This is a genomic window from Streptomyces sp. NPDC033177, from assembly GCF_055577715.1.
In genome coordinates this window covers 306,998-325,987 of the sequence record NZ_JBVIPS010000005.1, presented here as the reverse complement: position 1 = coordinate 325,987, position 18,990 = coordinate 306,998, and the positions used below count along the sequence as shown (strand labels likewise).

12 protein-coding genes and 1 riboswitch are annotated in these 18,990 nt (G+C 71.2%); of the genes, 7 read left to right on the top strand and 5 right to left on the bottom strand.

Features of this window, described 5'->3' with window-relative positions; genetic code table 11:
* Nucleotides 1-119: 119 nt before the first annotated feature.
* Entirely contained in the window at nucleotides 120-1,316 is a 1,197-nt protein-coding gene (locus ACZ5U5_RS19515) for a C40 family peptidase (RefSeq protein WP_469023124.1), read from the bottom strand.
* An 8-nt stretch (nucleotides 1,317-1,324) separates the two neighbouring features.
* A riboswitch (cyclic di-AMP (ydaO/yuaA leader) is annotated at nucleotides 1,325-1,481 on the bottom strand.
* 243 nt (nucleotides 1,482-1,724) lie between these two features.
* On the opposite strand from ACZ5U5_RS19515, the gene pcrA reads away from it, so the two are divergent.
* The gene (pcrA, locus tag ACZ5U5_RS19510; RefSeq protein ID WP_469023122.1) at nucleotides 1,725-4,253 is read left to right on the top strand and encodes a DNA helicase PcrA; all 2,529 of its coding nucleotides are present in this window, start codon (nucleotides 1,725-1,727) and stop codon (nucleotides 4,251-4,253) included.
* Between the two features lie 20 nt (nucleotides 4,254-4,273).
* Here pcrA and ACZ5U5_RS19505 read toward each other — a convergent pair whose 3' ends face one another.
* Nucleotides 4,274-5,917, bottom strand: a complete 1,644-nt coding sequence (locus tag ACZ5U5_RS19505; protein WP_469023119.1) for a M23 family metallopeptidase — start codon at nucleotides 5,915-5,917, stop codon at nucleotides 4,274-4,276.
* A 207-nt stretch (nucleotides 5,918-6,124) separates the two neighbouring features.
* Nucleotides 6,125-6,979, bottom strand: a complete 855-nt coding sequence (locus ACZ5U5_RS19500; RefSeq protein WP_469023117.1) for an esterase/lipase family protein — start codon at nucleotides 6,977-6,979, stop codon at nucleotides 6,125-6,127.
* A 402-nt stretch (nucleotides 6,980-7,381) separates the two neighbouring features.
* Here ACZ5U5_RS19500 and ACZ5U5_RS19495 point away from each other — a divergent pair, with 402 nt between their 5' ends.
* A complete protein-coding gene (locus ACZ5U5_RS19495) occupies nucleotides 7,382-7,798 on the top strand; it encodes a cobalamin B12-binding domain-containing protein (RefSeq protein ID WP_160506729.1) in 417 nt (138 codons plus the stop codon).
* 47 nt (nucleotides 7,799-7,845) lie between these two features.
* On the opposite strand, the gene ACZ5U5_RS19490 is transcribed toward ACZ5U5_RS19495, so the two are convergent.
* Together ACZ5U5_RS19490 and ACZ5U5_RS19485 are read right to left on the bottom strand one after the other, a co-directional pair.
* On the bottom strand, nucleotides 7,846-9,558 hold the full coding sequence (locus tag ACZ5U5_RS19490; RefSeq protein ID WP_469023113.1) for a DUF5691 domain-containing protein: 1,713 nt from the start codon (nucleotides 9,556-9,558) through the stop codon (nucleotides 7,846-7,848).
* Nucleotides 9,559-9,660: 102 nt separating this feature from the next.
* Nucleotides 9,661-11,043 (bottom strand): SWIM zinc finger family protein, encoded by a 1,383-nt coding sequence (locus tag ACZ5U5_RS19485; protein WP_469023111.1) that lies wholly within the window; start codon nucleotides 11,041-11,043, stop codon nucleotides 9,661-9,663.
* A gap of 155 nt (nucleotides 11,044-11,198) precedes the next feature.
* Between ACZ5U5_RS19485 and ACZ5U5_RS19480 the strand changes: the two genes are divergently transcribed.
* From ACZ5U5_RS19480 to ACZ5U5_RS19460, 5 genes are all read left to right on the top strand, one after another.
* Nucleotides 11,199-12,344, top strand: a complete 1,146-nt coding sequence (locus ACZ5U5_RS19480) for an ATP-binding protein (RefSeq protein ID WP_469023108.1) — start codon at nucleotides 11,199-11,201, stop codon at nucleotides 12,342-12,344.
* Nucleotides 12,345-12,419: 75 nt separating this feature from the next.
* Entirely contained in the window at nucleotides 12,420-14,846 is a 2,427-nt protein-coding gene (locus ACZ5U5_RS19475; RefSeq protein WP_469023106.1) for a DUF5682 family protein, read from the top strand.
* A 587-nt stretch (nucleotides 14,847-15,433) separates the two neighbouring features.
* Nucleotides 15,434-16,582, top strand: a complete 1,149-nt coding sequence (locus ACZ5U5_RS19470; protein ID WP_469023752.1) for a vWA domain-containing protein — start codon at nucleotides 15,434-15,436, stop codon at nucleotides 16,580-16,582.
* Between the two features lie 134 nt (nucleotides 16,583-16,716).
* Nucleotides 16,717-17,631 (top strand): hypothetical protein, encoded by a 915-nt coding sequence (locus tag ACZ5U5_RS19465; protein ID WP_469023104.1) that lies wholly within the window; start codon nucleotides 16,717-16,719, stop codon nucleotides 17,629-17,631.
* A gap of 124 nt (nucleotides 17,632-17,755) precedes the next feature.
* Nucleotides 17,756-18,751 (top strand): hypothetical protein, encoded by a 996-nt coding sequence (locus tag ACZ5U5_RS19460; RefSeq protein ID WP_469023101.1) that lies wholly within the window; start codon nucleotides 17,756-17,758, stop codon nucleotides 18,749-18,751.
* The last annotated feature ends 239 nt before the right edge of the window (nucleotides 18,752-18,990 follow it).

The window sequence follows — 18,990 nt, the reverse complement described above, 5'->3', positions numbered from 1 at the left end:
TCCCCTCTCTTTTTTTTCCCCCCCCCCCCCCCCCCCCCCCCCCCCCCCCCCCCCCCCCCCCCCCCCCCCCCCCCCCCACCCCCCCCCCCCCGCGCGCGTAGGGACTCCTCCGCCAGTGCTCAGGCGGGGCGCACCACACTGTGGATCGGCATGTAGTAGATCGACTCGACGCGGACGTTCGTCCCCGGCTTCGGGGCGTGGATCATCTTGCCGTCGCCGATGTAGATCCCGACGTGGCTGATGTCGTCGTAGAAGAAGACCAGGTCGCCGGGCTTGGCATCGGCCGTCTTGACGGTCGTGCCGACCTTCACCTGGTCCCACGTCGTACGCGGCAGGGTGATCCCCGCGGCCTTCCACGCGTCCTGGGTGAGCCCGGAGCAGTCGTAGGAGTCGGGCCCGGTCGCGCCCCACACGTACGGCTTGCCGATCTGGGCCTCCGCGAAGTTGATCACCTTCGCGGCCTTTGTCGCGTAGCCACTGTCCGTGTCGCCGGAGCCGGAGCCGGTGCCCGTCCCGGTGTCGGAACCGGAGCCCGAATCCGGGGTCTCCTTCTCCTTCTCGCGCTCCTTGGCCGCGGCCTCTTCCGCCGCCTTGCGCTTGGCCTCAGCCTCGGCCTCCTGCTTGCGCGCCAGCTCTGCGGCCTTGCGCTTGGCCTCTTCTTCCTTCTTCTTCTCGATCGCCGCGAGCCGTGCCTTCTCCTCGGCCGTCAGCTCCGAGAGCAGCGTGCGCGCCTCGCCCAGCTTCTTCTGGACGGTCTGCTTGCTCGTCCGCAGATCGTCCCGCGAGTCGCTCAGCGTCTCCAGGCTCTTGGCGGCCTTCGTGCGCTGCTTCGTCGCCGAGGACTGCTGCGTCTGGTAGTCGTCGACCGCCTGCTTCTGGCGTGCGGTCAGCCGGTCCGACAGGTGGTTCTGGTCGAAGTAACCCTGCGGGTCGTCGGCGAGCATCATCGTGGCGGTCTTGGAGACGCCGCCGGTGCGGTACTGGGCCGCGGCGAACGTGCCCAGCTGCTGGCGGGCCTCGTTCAGCTTGTCGGTGCGCTTGGCCACATCGTCGAGAAGGGTGTCGACCTTCTTGCGCTGCTTGTCGGTGCGCTCCTTGACCGAGTTGTACTTCTGGGTGGCCACGCCCGCCTGGTGGTAGAGGTCGTCGACCTTCTTCTGCACCTCTTCGAGGCTGGGCTTCTGGGGCGCTGACGGTGCCGCTTGCGCGCTCTGTGACAGGAGAGCCACGGAGGTGAGGGCTGCCGTCGTGATGCCGAGGGCCGGAGTGGTGCGTAGGCCGGTGATGCGGGCCCGCGGCTTGCGGTGCGACGCCAAGGGAGGCGACTCCTTCCGTAGACCGCCTACCGGGTTAGCTGTCGGGTTCGGGCGGGTGGTTCCGGAAGGTTGCCCTACGGTCCCGTACTGCGTACGGGACCGATTCACCCCAAGTTCATCGTGGGTCCCCGGCTCCGAGGAAATCGAACTCGGCGGAGGCCACCCGTTCCCGGCGGGGTTCGCCGGTGGAAGTACGAGCGGCCCGCGGAGCACGCTAGCCAACTCGTGTGGCTCGTGTGAAGGTTGATGTTCGATATGCCCGATACATTTTCGTTACTTTACGAAGCTCTTGACGCGGGCACGTCGCGCCGAAGCGGAGAGTGACCGTCCGCGGGCAGGGCGTAGGCGGGGTGACGTGGCCGGAACCCGGGGCGGGTTGTCAGTGGGGCCGCCTAGACTCGGGAGGCGATGAGCAGCCTCTTTGATGACAGCTTCCTGGCGGACCTCCAGCCCTCGCGGGCCTCGGAGGGGGAGCCCCCGCCGCCGCCCGAGGACAGTGCGCCGGAATCCGTTCCGCATGATCTGTTCGACGGGAAGTTCGACGCGCCCGTGCCCCGGGACGCGCATTACCGCGGCGGCGCCCCGCGCCCCGTGATCGACCCGGCGGCCCTGCTCGACGGGCTGAACGAGAACCAGCGCGCGGCCGTCGTGCACGCGGACTCCCCGCTGCTCATCGTCGCGGGTGCCGGCTCCGGCAAGACCCGGGTCCTGACGCACCGCATCGCGTATCTCCTGGCCGAGCGGCACGTGCACCCGGGACAGATCCTGGCGATCACGTTCACGAACAAGGCCGCGGGCGAGATGAAGGAGCGCGTCGAGCAGCTCGTGGGGCCGCGGGCCAACGCGATGTGGGTGTCGACGTTCCACAGCGCGTGCGTGCGCATCCTGCGCCGCGAGTCGAAGAAGCTCGGCTTCACCTCCTCCTTCTCGATCTACGACGCCGCCGACTCCAAGCGGCTGATGGCGCTGGTCTGCCGTGACCTGGACATCGACCCGAAGAAGTTCCCGCCGAAGTCCTTCAGTGCCAAGATCTCGAACCTGAAGAACGAGCTGATCGACGAGGAGACCTTCGCCGGCCAGGCCGCCGACGGCTTCGAGAAGACGCTCGCCCAGGCGTACGCGATGTACCAGTCGCGGCTGCGCGAGGCGAACGCCCTCGACTTCGATGACCTGATCATGACGACGGTCCACATGTTCCGCGCGTTCCCGGACGTCGCCGAGCACTACCGCCGCCGCTTCCGCCACGTGATGGTCGACGAGTACCAGGACACCAACCACGCCCAGTACGCCCTGGTGCGCGAGCTGGTGGGCCCCTCCGGAGGCGAGGGCGACGACCCGGCCGAGCTGTGTGTCGTGGGTGACGCGGACCAGTCGATCTATGCCTTCCGCGGCGCGACGATCCGCAACATCCTCCAGTTCGAGGAGGACTACCCCGACGCGACCACGATCCTCCTGGAGCAGAACTACCGCTCCACGCAGACGATCCTGACCGCGGCCAATGCCGTCATCGAGCGCAATGAGAGCCGCCGCCCCAAGAACCTGTGGACCAACGCGGGCGCGGGCGCGGGCATCACCGGCTATGTCGCCGACACCGAGCACGACGAGGCGCAGTTCGTCGCCGACGAGATCGACCGGCTCACCGACGCGGGCGACGCGAAGGCCGGCGACGTCGCGATCTTCTACCGGACGAACGCGCAGTCCCGTGTCTTCGAAGAGATCTTCATCCGCGTCGGCCTGCCCTACAAGGTCGTCGGCGGCGTCCGCTTCTACGAGCGCAAGGAGGTCCGGGACGTCCTCGCGTATCTGCGCGTGCTCGCCAACCCGGAGGACTCCGTCCCGCTGCGGCGCATTCTGAACGTGCCCAAGAGGGGCATCGGCGACCGCGCGGAGGCGATGATCGACGCGCTCTCGCAGCGCGAGAAGATCTCCTTCCCCCAGGCCCTGAAGCGCGTCGACGAGGCGTACGGAATGGCGGCCCGCTCGGCCAACGCCGTCAAGCGGTTCAACGTGCTGATGGAGGAGCTGCGGACCATCGTCGAGTCCGGCGCGGGACCCGCCGTCGTCCTTGAGGCCGTGCTCGAACGGACCGGATATCTCGCCGAGCTGCAGGCCTCGACCGACCCGCAGGACGAGACGCGCATCGAGAACCTCCAGGAACTGGCCGCCGTGGCCCTGGAGTTCGAGCAGGACAGCGGTGCTGCCGCCTCCGAAGGCGAAGGCGAAGGCGAGGACGAAGCCGCGGGCGAGGCCGAGGGCGAAGAGGCCGCGGGCACTGGTGTGTCCGGCACGCTCTCGGAGTTCCTGGAGAGGGTCGCGCTCGTCGCCGACTCCGACCAGATCCCGGACGAGGAGGACGACGGCTCCGGAGTCATCACGCTGATGACGCTGCACACCGCCAAGGGCCTGGAGTTCCCGGTCGTCTTCTTGACCGGCATGGAGGACGGCGTCTTCCCGCACATGCGCTCCCTCGGCCAGGTCAAGGAGCTGGAGGAGGAGCGCCGCCTCGCGTACGTGGGCATCACGCGCGCGCGTGAGCGGCTCTACCTGACGCGGTCCTCGATGCGCAGCGCCTGGGGACAGCCCTCGTACAACCCGCCCTCACGTTTCCTGGAGGAAATCCCGGAGGCGCACCTGGACTGGAAGCGGAAGGGTTCCGTGGGCGCGCCGGCGACTTCCGGCCCCGCTGCCGGGATCGCCTCCTCCTTGTCCTCGTCCCGCTCGCGGACCGGCGGCGCCCAGGGCTTCGCCACACGCCGTGCGTCGGAGAAGCCGGTGGTCGCGCTCGCGGTCGGGGACCGGGTCACGCACGACCAGTTCGGCCTCGGGACCGTGGTCGGGGTGAAGGGGACGGGCGCCAACGCCGAGGCGACGGTGGACTTCGGAGAGCCGAAGCCGAAGCGGCTCCTCCTGCGGTACGCACCGGTGGAGAAGCTCTAAGGCCGCGCGGGCGGCCGGAGTTACGTCGGGTCGAGGCCGTGGCTGCGCAGCCACGGCAGCGGGTCGATGGCCGAGCCGCCCGCGGGACGCACCTCGAAGTGCAGGTGCGGGCCCGTGGAGTTGCCGGAGTTCCCGGAGAAAGCGATGGGGTCGCCCGCCTTGACGGGGCCGCTGGAGATCTTGTGCGTGGAGAGGTGGCAGTACCACGTCTCCGTGCCGTCCTTGGCGGTCACGATCGCCATGTTGCCGTAGGCGCTGTTCCACTTCGTGGAGACCGTGCCGTCGGTGGCGGCGAGCACCTCGGTGCCGTACGAAACCGGGAAGTCGATTCCGGAGTGCGCGGACATCCAGTTGACGCCGGCCTGGCCGTAGTACGCGCTCAGACCATGCTGTTTCACCGGCAGCGAGAACTTCGGGCGCAGGCGCTCCTTGCGCGCGGCTTCCTCGGCGGCCTTCTTCGCGGCGGCGACCTTCTCCGCCTTGAGGTCGATGCGCTCCTGCGTGCGGCTCGCGCGGTCGGCGAAGTCACCGGCGTCCGCCGAGAGGTTCGCAAGCTGCGTGTCGAGCTTGTTGTTGGCGGCGGAAGGCTGCACCGACGCGGGGTCCGGGGCGGTTGCCGCCTGCGTCTCCTTGCCGTCGTCGCCGCCGAAGTCGCCCACGGAGGCGGCGGCGATACCCGCGACGCCCATCACACAGGCGGACGGCACGGCGACGGTGAAGAGCGCGGAGCGCTTGGCGGGGGAGCGGCGGCGGGCCCGGGAACGGGAGCCGTGTGAACGGTCCATGAGCGGCGGCTCATCGATCCTCGCGGAAGCCCTGCGGGTCGGCTCGACCGGGCCGAGTGAATCGGCGGGAGCCTCGTCGGGTGTGAACTCGTGCTCAGCGGGAACCGGTTGGACGTAGGCATCGGGGCTGGGGAGGCTTGAGTCGTACGACGCGGTGGCGTAGGACCCGGTGTCGTAAGGCGAATGCTCGTACGGTTCGGGAGCCTCGTACGTGTCGGGCGCTCCGGGCGTGTCCTGGGCCTCGTACGTGCCGTGCGCCTCGTGCGTCTCAGGTGTCTCGGGGGTGCCGTACGCGTCGTGCGTCGCGGCGGCCCCGTACGTCATGTCCTGGCCGGCGGAGTTCCACGCGGGCGCGTCGTACGCACCGGTGTCGAAGGCCTGGGTCTCCCACTGGCCGGTCTGCTGCGGCTGGTCCCAGGCGCCCGCGTCCCATTGGCTGGTGGCGTCGGGGCCCGGTTGCTGCGCAGGAATTTCGGCGGAGAGATGCTGATGGCCGCCGGTCGACCACATGGCGCCGGTGTCGTAACCACCGGTGTCGTAAGCGCCGTTCTCGTACCCACCGGTGTCGTACGCGGCCTGGTGCTGCGCGGCGTACGGGTCGTGGTTCAGCGTCTGTTGGGTCCCTGTCGTGGACCACTGGCCGGTGTCGTAGGAGCTGCCGGGCATGTCACCGAAGAGCGGGTCGGACGCAAAGCTTCCGGTGTCGTGACCGGCCGTCGCATAGCTGCCCGTGGTGTCGAAGCTTCCGGTGGAGTAGCTGTCGTAACCGGTGTAGGCGCCGTGCTGGGTGCTCTGCAGGTCATACGCCGCGTAGGGCGCATGGTCGGCGGGTGCCGAGGCCGGGGGTGTCGAGCTCCCCGACGGGTGACGGTCGTTCACCAACTTCTCTTTCGCCTCGGCAGCAGGGGGCAGAGCAGTGCGGCGACTGTACCCGGCGGTACGCGGGCGCGACAATCTTCGGCAGGTTTCGTGCTCTCAGGAAACGGGCATTCGGCCGCCTTTCGGCGGTCGGCGGGCACAGCTTTGGCCCTGCGTTCGAGCTCCGTTCGACAAATTTTGCTCGCCGTCGAGTGCGCGAGCTGCTCCTCAGGCCACGGTGAGTCCGCTCTCGGCATCCTTCGCGCGGGTCCCCGGAGCAGGCAGATCGAGGGCCTGGCGGATTCCGGAGGCGACCGCGGGGTGCACGGGCAGGGCGAGATGACCGATACCGGAGACACGTACGTTCTGGGCGATCAGGTCGGGGTGGTTGACGCAGGCCGACTCGAGCGGGGCCATCAGCTGGTCCAGGTCGCTCCAGAAGCTCACGAAACGGGTCCGGCAGCCCGGTGCGGGCTCCCGCAGCTCCTCGATCACCTCCGATCCGGGGCGCATCTGGCGCACGATCGGGTGCGCGTCGGCCAGCGGCACGACCCGTGTTCCCTCGTGCGGGGTACCGAGGGTGACCAGTGTGCGAACGCGCTCGTCGCCGCCCAGACGCTGCGCGTAATAGCGGGCTATCAGGCCGCCGAGGCTGTGCCCGACGATGTCCACCTGGTGGTGGCCCGTGCGCTCGCAGATCTCCTCTATGTGGCGGCCGAGCAGTTCGGCCGCGGTGCGGATGTCGCAGGTGAGAGGGGAGTAGTTGAGGGATTCCACGTGCTGGCCGCCGTGCTGGGCCAGGGAGCGGCGCAGGAGGACGAAGACCGAGCGGTTGTCGATGAAGCCGTGCAGGAGGACGACCGGCGGCCTGCTCTCCGCGGGGAGCCGGGGGGCGTCGGGAGGCGGCAGTTCGGCGGCGATCCTGCGTTCCTGTGCGATGCCCGACGGGTAGAGGAGGAGGTGCCCGGCGAGGATCGCCACCTCAAGTGCGGTCGCCTTCAGCAGGGCGACGGAGAGCCCCGCCAGTCTGGCGGGCAGCAGAGAGCAGGGCGGGCGAAAGGGCAGGACCCTCGTGATGGTCATGGTCGACCTCCCGGTCGGCACGCCGGGGGACGGCTCTGACCCCCGTGTGCCCATAGGGGGAGGCGTGACAGAGGTCGTGCGACGGTGCGTGGTCAGCGCCGACCGCGCACCCGCTACCGGCGCGATCGCCGATGCGCCGCATCACACGGCGCGCGGCGGACGGCGCGGTGGCACGGCGACCTCGTTGCGGCTCCCCTTGCGCCGTCCCGCGAGCGGTCCCAAAGCCGCTGGACACGGGAGTGGCGCGCAGCGAACGTGTCCCTTCGTGTGATTTCCCCCTCGCTCTCCACCGCGAAACTGCCGGGTGCGAGATGCTGGAGATAACGTTCGTTCACTTCCCCGGCCGGTGCGGCACGGGGTGCCAGTGCTTGGACAGATGGATATCGGTACATGGAGGCAGTGATGGGTGTGGCAGCCGGTCCGATCCGCGTGGTGGTGGCCAAACCGGGTCTCGACGGTCATGATCGCGGAGCCAAGGTGATCGCGAGGGCACTGCGTGACGCGGGTATGGAGGTCATCTACACCGGCCTGCATCAGACGCCCGAGCAGGTGGTGGACACCGCGATCCAGGAGGACGCCGACGCGATCGGTCTGTCCATCCTCTCCGGCGCCCACAACACGCTCTTCGCGCGCGTGATCGAGCTCCTCAAGGAGCGCGACGCGGAGGACATCAAGGTGTTCGGCGGCGGCATCATCCCCGAGGCGGACATCGCGCCGCTCAAGGAGAAGGGCGTCGCGGAGATCTTCACTCCCGGAGCCACCACGGCTTCGATCGTGGACTGGGTCCGGGCGAACGTCCGTCAGCCGGCGGGCGCCTGACGGCCGCCGTCCCGTGGCGAGGTCGCCCGGCCTCCTGATGGGGGTGCCTAAGAGGACGGCACCCCCGGATCCTCTGCCGCCGCGCCCGGCTTCGCCGGCTCCGCGCCCGGCTTGACCGGCTCCGTGCCCAGCTCGGCCCGCATCGCCGCGCGGAGACGCAACGTACTGACAAGACGCTGGAAAGCCTCCGACCAGTAGCCGCCCGCGCCGGGTGACGCGTCCTCCGGCTCGTCCGGTATCGCCGTCAGTACGTCGAGCCGGACCGCCTCCGCGGGGTCGAGGCAGCGCTCCGCCAGACCCATCACCCCGCTGAAGCTCCAGGGATAACTCCCGGCGTCCCGCGCGATGTTCAGCGCGTCCACCACCGCCCTGCCCAGCGGCTCCGACCAGGGCAGCGCGCACACACCGAGCAGCTGGAACGCCTCCGAGAGGCCGTGCGTCGCGATGAACCCGGCGACCCAGTCGGCCCGTTCCCCGGCCGGCAGCGCGGCGAGGAGCTTGGCGCGCTCGGCGAGCGAAGCCGCGCCGGGCCCCGCCGCGTCGGGGGACGAGGGGGCCCCGAGCAGCGCCCGGGACCAGACCGCGTCGCGCTGCCGCACGGCCGCGCGGCACCACGCGGCGTGCAGCTCGCTCTGCCAGTCGTCGGCCACGGGAAGCGCCACGATCTCGGAGGGGGAACGGCCGCCGAGCCGTTCCTGCCAGATGCCGAGCGGGGCCGCCTCCACCAACTGACCCAGCCACCAAGATCGTTCGCCCCGGCCGGTCGGCGGCTTCGGGGTGACTCCGTCGCGCTCCATGCCCGCGTCGCACTCGTGTGGCGACTCGACGGTGAGCGTCGGCTCGTTCTTCGTGCCCTGCGCATGGTCTATGGCCACGCAGGACGCCGCCCGGTCCGCCATCCGCGCGGCGAGAGCCGACGAGGGGAGTGCGGAGAGGAGCTCGGCCGCGGTGGCGCGGACGTTGCGGCTGCGGTCGGTGAGGGCCTGTTCCAGGAACGGCTCGTCCGCGTCGTGCAGATGGGTGCGCAGGGAGTCGAGGAACATCAGACGGTCCTCCGCGCGCTCCGTGCTCCAGGTGGAGGCGAGCAGGTCCCGTGCGGCGGCCGGGTCGTGCGCCCGCACGGCGCCGAGCAGAGCGACACGCTCGGCGAACAGCCCCTCTTCCCACAGCTGTTGGACCTGCGCCGTCTCCTCAGGGGCGGGCAGCGCCACACCGCCGCCCGGAGTCGAGCGGAGCGCGAACTTCCAGTCCGGGTTGAGCCGCGCGAGCCACAGAGCCCGCGGGCCCGCGAAGGCGAGGGCCTGCGGTCGCAGGTCGGTGCGCCCGCGGGCTGCGTTGAGGAGGGCGGGAACCAGCTCGGGTGGCGCCGCGAAGCCGCGGTCGTTGGCCAACGCCAGCCACTGGGGCAGCAGTTCCATCAGGTCGGGTACCGCACCCCGCCGTCCCCCGCCGCCCGCTCCGGGGTGATCGGTGAGCAGAGTGGCGAGCCTGCGCCGTGCCGACGGAGGCACCTGGGGCCTCGGGTCCGCCGCGGCAGGCTCGGGAGGCGTGGCCGCGGGCGCGGGGGTCAGCCCGGCTCTGCGCCGCACGGTCTGCACCGCGGCCGCGTCAAGAAGGGCGGTCGGCGCGTCCTTGTCCTGGGTGCGTACGGGAGGCGTGCGGCGGTCGGTGCCGAGGAGGGCGGCGGTGACCAGGTCCTCCCAGGGGGTGGCGGTCGCTGCGGTGAGGGCGGTGGAGGTGAGTGCGGTGGTGCAGGTCATGTGGACTCCTCACCCGGGCGGGACTCTCGGGTCTTTTTTGATCTTTTGGTATCGCTACGGACTTTCAGATCTCTCAGATCTCTCAGGTCTTCCACATTCGTGTCAGCACAGGGCTACTGCCTCTCCCGCTCCCCGCGGCCAGGCAGTCAGAGGGGTGAAGCCCTCGTGACCACACTCGCCGAAGACCGTCACCGGAGCGCCGCCGGAGAGTGCCACCAGGCGCCACAGGCCCGCTCGGGAGGCCGCGGAAGGGGTGATGGGCAGTGCCCTGCCGCCTTCCGCATCCACCAGTTGCCAGCTGTCGGACGCGGGCCCCGGGTGAGGGGTCGGAATGACGTCGCTCAACGTCACCGGCCAGGAATCCAGCCAGGGGTCGTCCCGCAACATCTCCCCGTAGCGGCGCGCGGCCTGTTCCGTTTGCACGCCCGGTGGCCGGACGGCAGTCGGCGTGGGAGCACCGAACTGCTCGCCCAGGTCGGCCCGCAACTGTCCGGCACCCGGATGCGAGGCCAGTTCGGCGTCCAGCGCGAGGCCCACCGGCAGCGCGAGGGCCGGTGCGCGCCCGGCGGCTCCGTACGAAAGAAGCAGGGCCGTCCGCCCGGACTCCGCGCCGTACAGCCATATCCGGCGGGTGGTGAGCTTGCTGTCCGCCGTGTCGTACTGCGCGAGCACCAGCCAGTGGTCCCGAACCGGCGGGCCCTGTGCCGGTGTGGGCAGGCCGACGCGGGAACGGACCGTGGCCGCCAGGGGCTCCGGCAGCCGCTCGCGGTGCAGCCAGCCCTGGTCGAGGAGGTGCAGGAGCGCGCACTCCTCCAGCATCCGCACCGGCCAGCCGGGGCCCGAGGACGGGATGGCACCCAACTCCCGCACGCGCGCGGCCAGTCCGGGCGCCTGGGCGTCCACCATGCGGGCGGCCGTCTCCTCCCACAGGCCGTACCCCGTCTGTTCAGCGGCGGCTATGCCGCCCCTCAGTAGATCGGAGAGCCGCTGCTCCAGCTCCGTCACCCCCGCCGTCACCCGCTCGGCCCGTCGCTCCGCCCTGCGGCGGGCGCCCTCGGGATCGGCGACCGGCGAACCGGGCCCGGTGTCCGGAGTCCGCTTCGTCTCCGCTCTCTTACGTCGCCCCGCCAGCCACTCCTCGGCCCACCCCGGCGGCTGCGCGTCCGGCACCGCACCGACCGCTCCGTCCTCGCCCGACCAGAGCAGCAGCAACCCGAGCGCGTGTTTGCACGGAAACTTGCGGCTCGGACAACTGCACTTGTACGCCGGGCCCGCGGCGCCGGTGATGTCCGCTATGTCGACGACCGTCTGATACGGCTTGCTGCCACTGCCCTTGCACAGCCCCCACACCGCCCCCTCGCCCGAACTGCCCGCCTCCGACCATGGACCGGCGACGCCGAGTTTGCTTCCCGCCTTGCGTGACGGGGCGTCAGGCGCCAGTGCCAGCACCTGATCCGCCGTCCAGCGCACCCCCTGCTGAGTCATGTCATCGAAGGTAGATCCCGCCACTGACAATCGACCCCGCACTCGGTATCCGTGCAGGTCAGCGGCGTGCGCGGGTCGATTGTCAGTGGCGTGGTGCACGGTGGGAACCACATCCGGGCCAGATGCGCCCGGACGAGTTGGAGGGGGATCGCTCCATGACCGTGTCCGTCGATTCGACGACCTCGTCGACCGAGAACCAGCCCGCGTCCACGACCGCGCCCGCGGAGGCGCTGCGGCCGCACGCCGAGCAGGCGTTCGCCGCCGAACTGGCCCTGCTCGCGGCGCAGGACGACCGGCCCAGGCCTGCCCGCTGGCGGCTCTCGCCATGGGCGGTCGCGACGTATCTGCTCGGTGGCACGCTGCCCGACGGGACGGTGATCTCGCCGAAGTACGTGGGTCCGCGCCGCATCGTCGAGGTCGCCGTCACCACCCTCGCCACGGACCGTGCCCTGCTCCTGCTCGGCGTGCCCGGCACCGCGAAGACATGGGTGTCCGAGCATCTGGCGGCCGCCGTCAGCGGGGACTCGACGCTGCTCGTGCAGGGCACGGCCGGCACGCCGGAGGAGGCGATCCGGTACGGCTGGAACTACGCGCAGCTGCTCGCGCACGGCCCCAGCCGCGACGCGCTCGTGCCGAGCCCTGTCATGCGGGCCATGGCCGACGGCATGACGGCGCGGGTCGAGGAGCTGACCCGCATCCCCGCGGACGTACAGGACACTCTGATCACGATCCTGTCGGAAAAGACCCTTCCCATACCGGAGTTGGGCCAGGAGGTGCAGGCCGTACGCGGCTTCAACCTCATCGCCACGGCCAACAACCGCGACCGCGGGGTCAACGACCTGTCGAGCGCGCTGCGCCGCCGATTCAACACGGTGGTCCTTCCGCTGCCTGCGACCGCCGAGGCCGAGGTCGACATCGTCTCGCGGCGCGTCGACCAGATCGGACGCTCGCTCGACCTGCCGTCCGGACCCGAGGGGATCGACGAGATACGCCGCGTCGTCACCGTCTTCCGCGAGCTGCGGGACGGGGTGACGGCCGACGGGCGTACGAAGGTGAAGTCGCCGAGCGGCACGCTCTCGACGGCCGAGGCGATCTCCGTCGTGACCAACGGCCTCGCCCTGGCCGCTCACTTCGGGGACGGCGTGCTGCGGCCGGGGGATGTCGCGGCGGGCATCCTCGGCGCGGTCGTCCGCGACCCGGCGGCGGACCGGGTGATCTGGCAGGAGTACCTGGAGGCGGTGGTCCGCGAGCGCGACGGATGGAAGGACTTCTACCGCGCGTGCCGTGAGGTGAGCGCGTGACGAACGGGGGCGTGGGTGTGGATGTGGCGGTGGGTGTGACGGTGGCTGGTTCGCGGGTGACGGGGAGGAGCGGACATGAGCGGCGAGGTGCGGGAGACGACGACACGGGCTGGCGAGGGGCCTTTGCTGCTGGGAGTGAGGCATCACGGGCCGGGTTCGGCGCGTGCGGTGCGGGCCGCGCTTGAGGCGGGCGCGCCGCGTGTGGTGCTGATCGAGGGGCCGCCGGAAGCCGACGCGCTGGTGGCGCTCGCGGTGGAGGAGGGGATGCGGCCGCCGGTCGCGCTGCTCGCGCATGTGGTGGACGAGCCGGGCCGCTCGGCGTTCTGGCCGCTTGCGGAGTTCTCGCCGGAGTGGGTCGCGATCAAGTGGGCGGCGGAGGCGGGGGTTCCGGTCCGGTTCATGGATCTTCCGGCGGCGCATTCGCTGGCGCGGGCCGAGGGGGCGGAGGGGGCACAGGACGCCGCGGAGGGGGAGCCGGGCGAACCAGGGGCCGCGGGGGACGCGGAGGTCGACGCGGTGCGGATCGATCCGCTGGCGGTGCTCGCCGAGACCGCCGGGTACGACGATCCGGAGCGGTGGTGGGAGGACGTCGTCGAGCACCGGCACGGGGGCGGGGACGTGTTCGCGCCGTTCGACGCGCTGGGCGAGGCCATGGGGGCGTTGCGCGAGGAGTACGGGACGGGCGGGCACGACCGTGACCTGGTGCGCGAGGCGTACATGCGCATCCAGGTGCGGTCGGCCGAGCGGGAGTTCGGGGCGGACGAGGTCGCGGTCGTGTGCGGGGCCTGGCATGTGCCCGCCCTGCGGCAGAAGGTGACGGTCGCGGCCGACCGGGCGCTGCTCAAGGGGCTGCCGAAGGTGAAGGTCGACATGACCTGGGTGCCCTGGACGCACCGCCGTCTCTCCCGGGCCAGCGGATACGGCGCGGGGATCGCCTCGCCGGGTTGGTACGGGCATCTGTTCGGCGCGCCCGACCGGCCCGTCGAGCGCTGGCTGACCAAGGTCGCGCGGCTCCTCCGGGACGAGGACAGGATGGTGTCGTCCGCGCACGTCATCGAGGCGGTGCGGCTCGCGGACACGCTCGCCGTGATGCGGGGGCGTCCGTTGCCGGGGCTCACCGAGACGATGGACGCGATCCGGGCGGTGATGTGTGAGGGCTCGGACGTGCCGCTCTCCCTCGTGCACGACAAGCTCGTCGTCGGGGATGTCCTGGGGGAGGTGCCGGACTCCGCGCCGGCGGTGCCGTTGCAGCGGGATCTCACGCGGCTCCAGCGCAAGCTCCGGCTCAAGCCCGAAGCTCTGGAGCGGGAGTTGGAGCTCGACCTGCGCAAGGACACGGACGCGGCGCGCAGCAGGCTGTTGCATCGCCTGCGGCTGCTCGGGATCGGCTGGGGCGAGCCCGTGCAGTCCCGGGGGAGTACGGGGACGTTCCGGGAGACGTGGCGGCTGCGGTGGGAGCCGGAGCTTTCCGTGCGGGTGGCGGAGGCGGGGGTCTGGGGGACGACCGTGTCGGCGGCGGCCACCGCGCGGGCGGAGTCCGATGCCGTCGGGGCCAGGGCGCTGGCCGATGTCACCGCGCTGGCCGAGTGGTGTCTGCTGGCCGAGTTGCCGGACGCGCTGCCCGTGGTGATGCGGGTCCTCGCGGACCGGGCGGCGCTGGACGCGGATGTCGGACACCTGGCGCAGGCGTTGCCCGCGTTGGTGCGGTCGCTTCGGTACGGGGATGTGCGGGGTACGGACACCGTTGCCCTCGGTGAGGTGGCCGTGGGCCTGGCCGAGCGGGTGTTCGTCGGGCTGCCTCCCGCGTGCGCGGGGCTCGACGGGGACGCGGCGCTCGAGATGCGGGGGCATGTGGACGCCGTTCACCAGGCGGTGGGCTTGCTGGGCGAGCTGGGGGTGCGGTCGGCGCCACCGGGGGCCGGTATACGGGGGCGGTGGTACTCCGTGCTGCGGGTGCTGGGGGAGCGGGACAGCGTCGCGGGGGTGGTGCGTGGGCGGTGCGTGCGGATCCTGACGGACAGCGCGGAGTTGGCCGAGGACGAGACCGCCCGGTTCATGGGGCTCGCCCTGTCACGGGGAACGGATCCCGCCGAAGCCGCGGCCTGGATCGAGGGCTTCGTGGGGGGCGGCTCCGGTGGCGGGATGTTGCTCGTACACGATGAGCGGCTGCTCGGGCTGGTCGACGACTGGCTGACCGGAGTCCCCGACCGCGCCTTCACCGACGTACTCCCACTGCTGCGGCGCACCTTCTCGGCGTACGAACCGGGAGTACGTCGAACGTTGGGCGAACTGGTGCGGCGGGGCCCGTCGGGAGGCGGCGCCGCGACCATCACCGGCGGGATACCTGGCTTCGGGGCGGAGCTGGACGGGGAGAGGGCGGACGCGGTGCTGCCGGTGCTGAGTCTGTTGCTGGGGGTCGGGTTCGGGGCCGGCGCCGAGAGCGGGCCCGCGGGCGGACCTGGGGCCGATGACGGAAACGATCTTGTGGGGGTGGGTCGATGACGCAGGACGTCGCTCAAGCGGGGTCGGGGGGCGCTGAGGCAATGACGGGTGCGAGTGCGGGAGATGCGGTGGCTCGAAGGGAGGGAGATGCGGTGGCTGGGGGTGCGGGAGATGCGACGGTTCGGGGTGCGCGAGACGCGACGGCTCGGGGTGTGGAGGCTGGGGCAGTGAACGGCGCGCAGGCTGCGGCGGCTCGGGGTGGGCCTGCTGCGGCGACTCGGGGTGCGGGAGATGCGGTGGCTCGGGGTGGGCCGGCTGGGGCAGTGCGAGGCGCGCAGGCTTCCGTAGCTCAGGGTGGGCACGCTGCGGTGGCTCGGGGTGTGGAGGCTGCGGCAGTGAACGGCGCGCAGGCTGCGGCGGTTCGGGGTGGGCCTGCTGCGGCGACTCGGGGTGCGGGAGATGCGGTGGCTCGGGGTGGGCCGGCTGGGGCAGAGCGAGGCGCGCAGGCTTCCGTAGCTCAGGGTGGGCACGCTGCGGGGGTTCAGGGTGAGCACGATGCCACGGCTCAGGGTGCGCGTGTTGGCGCAGTGCGGAGTGGCTCGGGGGCAGATGTGGGTGGGCAGGGAGGGGGTGCTGCCGGGGAGCGGATGCGGCGGTGGCGGCTTGTACTGGGTGGAGGGGAGGGTGAGGGGACCGGGTGTGAGCTTGTTGGGCGGGATGCGGCGATGGACGGGGCGCTCGGGGCGTTGTACGGGGGAGAGGGAAGGGACGGAGGGAAGAAGGAGCGGTCGCGGGACCGTTCGGCGGGGCTCGGGGCGTCCGCGCCGTCCGTGTCGCGCTGGCTCGGGGACATCCGGAAGTACTTCCCCACGTCCGTCGTCCAGGTGATGCAGCGCGACGCCATCGAGCGGCTCGGCCTGTCGACGCTGCTCCTGGAGCCCGAGATGCTGGAGGCCGTGGAAGCCGACGTACACCTGGTGGGGACCCTTCTCTCCCTCAACAAGGCCATGCCGGAGACCACCAAGGAGACCGCGCGGGCCGTCGTGCGCAAGGTGGTCGAGGACCTCGAGAAGCGGATTGCCACGCGTACCCGCGCCACCCTCACCGGCGCGCTCGACCGCAGCGCCCGGGTCAGCAGACCGCGCCACCACGACATCGACTGGAACCGCACGATCGCGGCGAACCTCAAGAACTACCTGCCGGAGTACAAGACGATCGTGCCCGAGCGCCTCATCGGGTATGGGCGGGCAGCGCAGTCCGTGAAGAAGGAGGTCATCCTCTGCATCGACCAGTCGGGCTCGATGGCCGCATCCGTCGTCTACGCCTCGGTGTTCGGCGCCGTGCTCGGTTCGATGCGGTCGCTCAACACACGGCTCGTCGTCTTCGACACGAACGTCGTCGATCTGACCGATCAGCTCGACGATCCGGTGGACGTCCTTTTCGGCACGCAGTTGGGGGGCGGTACCGACATCAACCGGGCGCTCGCGTACTGCCAGTCGCAGATCACCCGGCCCGCCGACACCATCGTCGTCCTCATCAGCGACCTCTACGAAGGAGGCATACGCAACGAGATGCTGAAGCGGGTCGCGGCGATGAAGGCGTCCGGCGTGCAGTTCGTGACGCTGCTCGCGCTCTCCGACGAGGGGACACCCGCGTACGACCGTGAGCACGCGGCAGCCCTCTCGGCGCTGGACGCGCCGGCCTTCGCCTGCACCCCCGACCTTTTCCCGGAGGTGATGGCAGCGGCGATCGAGAAGCGCCCTCTGCCCATACCGGACATGAATACGCATCGGTAACAGGGGACTTGCGCGAGGGCGGGCAGCCCGTGCGAGGATCGGCGGGCTTCACTCCCGGAGCGAGCGCGCGCATGTCGCGTCGCGCATGTCGTGCTTTCGGGCCCCGCCCGGCCCAGCAGAGGAACCCCCTCGTCTTGACTCCCGCAGCAGTCGTATTGCCCGATGCCGCTGTGCGCGTGACGCGCGCCGTGGCCGGGCGGCGTGCGCTGCAAGTGGTGCTGTTGCTGGCCGGGTTGCTCGCGCTGGGATTTATCTGCGGCGAGCGCGCTCAGGCGGCGGATGGTGTACCGGCTCCGGAACGTGTGGAGTCGGTGCGGTCCGCGGAGGCGGTGCCTTCTGCGGAACCGGTGCGGGAGCGGGTGGCCGAGGCCGCGCGGGACGGGCACGAGGCCGTGCGCCATGCTGCGGTCGAGCCCGTCGTAGAGCCCGTCGTAGAGCCTGTGGTTGGTGCCGCCGGACCCGTGGCGCAAGCCGCGCGAGGTGTTGTGCGGCCGGTCGTGGACGGGGTCACCGGAGTCGTCGATGGCGCGCCGCAGCGGGTCCTCCCGGAAGCTCCCGGCTTCCCCGGAGCACCCGGCGTTCCTGACCTGCCGCAGCCCGGCGCTGGCGTCGGCCCCGGTGCGGATCGCGGCGTCGAGCCACGGTCGCCCCAGGCGGGACAGGGCGCGGCGGCTTCCGGGACGGCGCACGAGGCGCGGGCCAAGTCCCCGTACGGGACAGGCGACCACGCCCACGCCCACGCCTCCACTCTCACCCTCACCTTCGCCGGTACCGGCGAGGCGTACCTGGCCGGTCAGCAGGTGAGTGGCGCCGATGCGGGCGACGCGAACCGGACCGGGCAGGAGCCGTTCCCCTCCGTGCCCGGCGATCCGGCGCGGACGCTGGGCGGGCAGTCGGCCGGGGACGGCGGTTCGACGCGGCACGGTGATCCTTGTGCCGCCACGTCCGACAGCCGTGCGCCCGTGCGGCTTCTGCGGGGCGTCGAAGCCGCTCAGGTTTCCGCGCCGGTCCGCGAACGACACCGGGACATTCCCGAATTCCCTGGCTAGGGCAGCCCTTTCCCCGCGAAGACCTGCCGCGCGGGGGTGGCAAAGGTCTGCCCGCCGACCGGACGTACCAACGTACGCCTCCAGGTCGGATTCACAGCCAGAATTCGAAGGATCTGAAGCACACATGAACAAGAACATTCGTCGTTCCATCGTCATAGCCGCCGGTGTCACGGGCGCCTGGGCACTCGGTTCCGCCGTGGCCAGTGCGGACGAGCTGCCGCAGCACTCCGTCGCCCTGCCGGACAACGCGTCCGACGCGGTCGACGACGTCACCAGCGGTGTCGCGGACGCCAAGGGCGAGGCGAAGTCCACCGTCACCGAGGCGCAGTCCGCCGTCGCCGACGCGAAGTCCCCCGTCACCGAAGCGAAGCCCGCCGCCCCCAAGGACCCTGAGGACATCAAGGCCCCCGAGGTCAGCACGCCGCACGTCAGCACCCCGAACGTCCACACCCCCGACCTCCGCACCCCCGAAGACTCCGTCGACTACCTCTTCGGTCCGCTCTCCGCCTTCGCCCCGCAGGCCGAAGCCGCCGCGACGAAGGCCCCCGCGTCCGTCGCGCACACCGCCACCCCCATCGTCGACGAGACCGCCACCGCCGTGCTGCCGCCGGTCGCCGCCACCGCCGTCGACGGTGTCGTGCCGGTCGCGGGGCAGGCGGTCGGCGACGCCGGTTACCTGGCGCAGGGCGTGATCGGCGACGTCCAGCCGTTCGCCGGTGGGATCGTCGGCGAGGTCCCGCCGTTGGCGCAGGGCGTCGTCGGCGACGACGTGCGGCCCTTCGCGGGCGGAGTCGTCAGCTCGGTCTCGCCGCTCGTGCAGACCGTCACCGACCAGGTGCGGCCGGTCGTGCAGGGCATCGGCGGCAGCGCGGGCGAGCTCGCGTACGGCGTCACGGGCGACGTCCAGCCGTTCGCCGACGGGGTCGTCGGCCAGGTCTCGCCGTTCGCGCAGGACCTGACGGGCACCGTCGCCCCCGACGCGCGGACTCTCGCCGGGAACGCCGTCTCCGGCGTCCAGGGCGTGGCCGGCTCAGTCACCCCGGACTACCTGCCGACGTACGAGCAGGCGTACAACGCGACGACCAACACCACGACCAACGCCACGACGTACGCCGTCTGACCACGACGTACGCCGTCTGACACCACAAGAACAAAGCTGTACCAGCCGTAACAGCAGCAAACGGGCGGCCCCTGTCACCTCAGGGGCCGCCCGCTCCGTCCCCGGCCCCGTGATCTGTGACAGTCATCACCGCCCAAATGTGATCTGCGATTTAGGGACCCACGGCCCACGGCGATAACCTGCGAGACGGACATGCCGCGTACCGGACTCCGTCCTACGCCTCCCTTGTGACAGCGCAG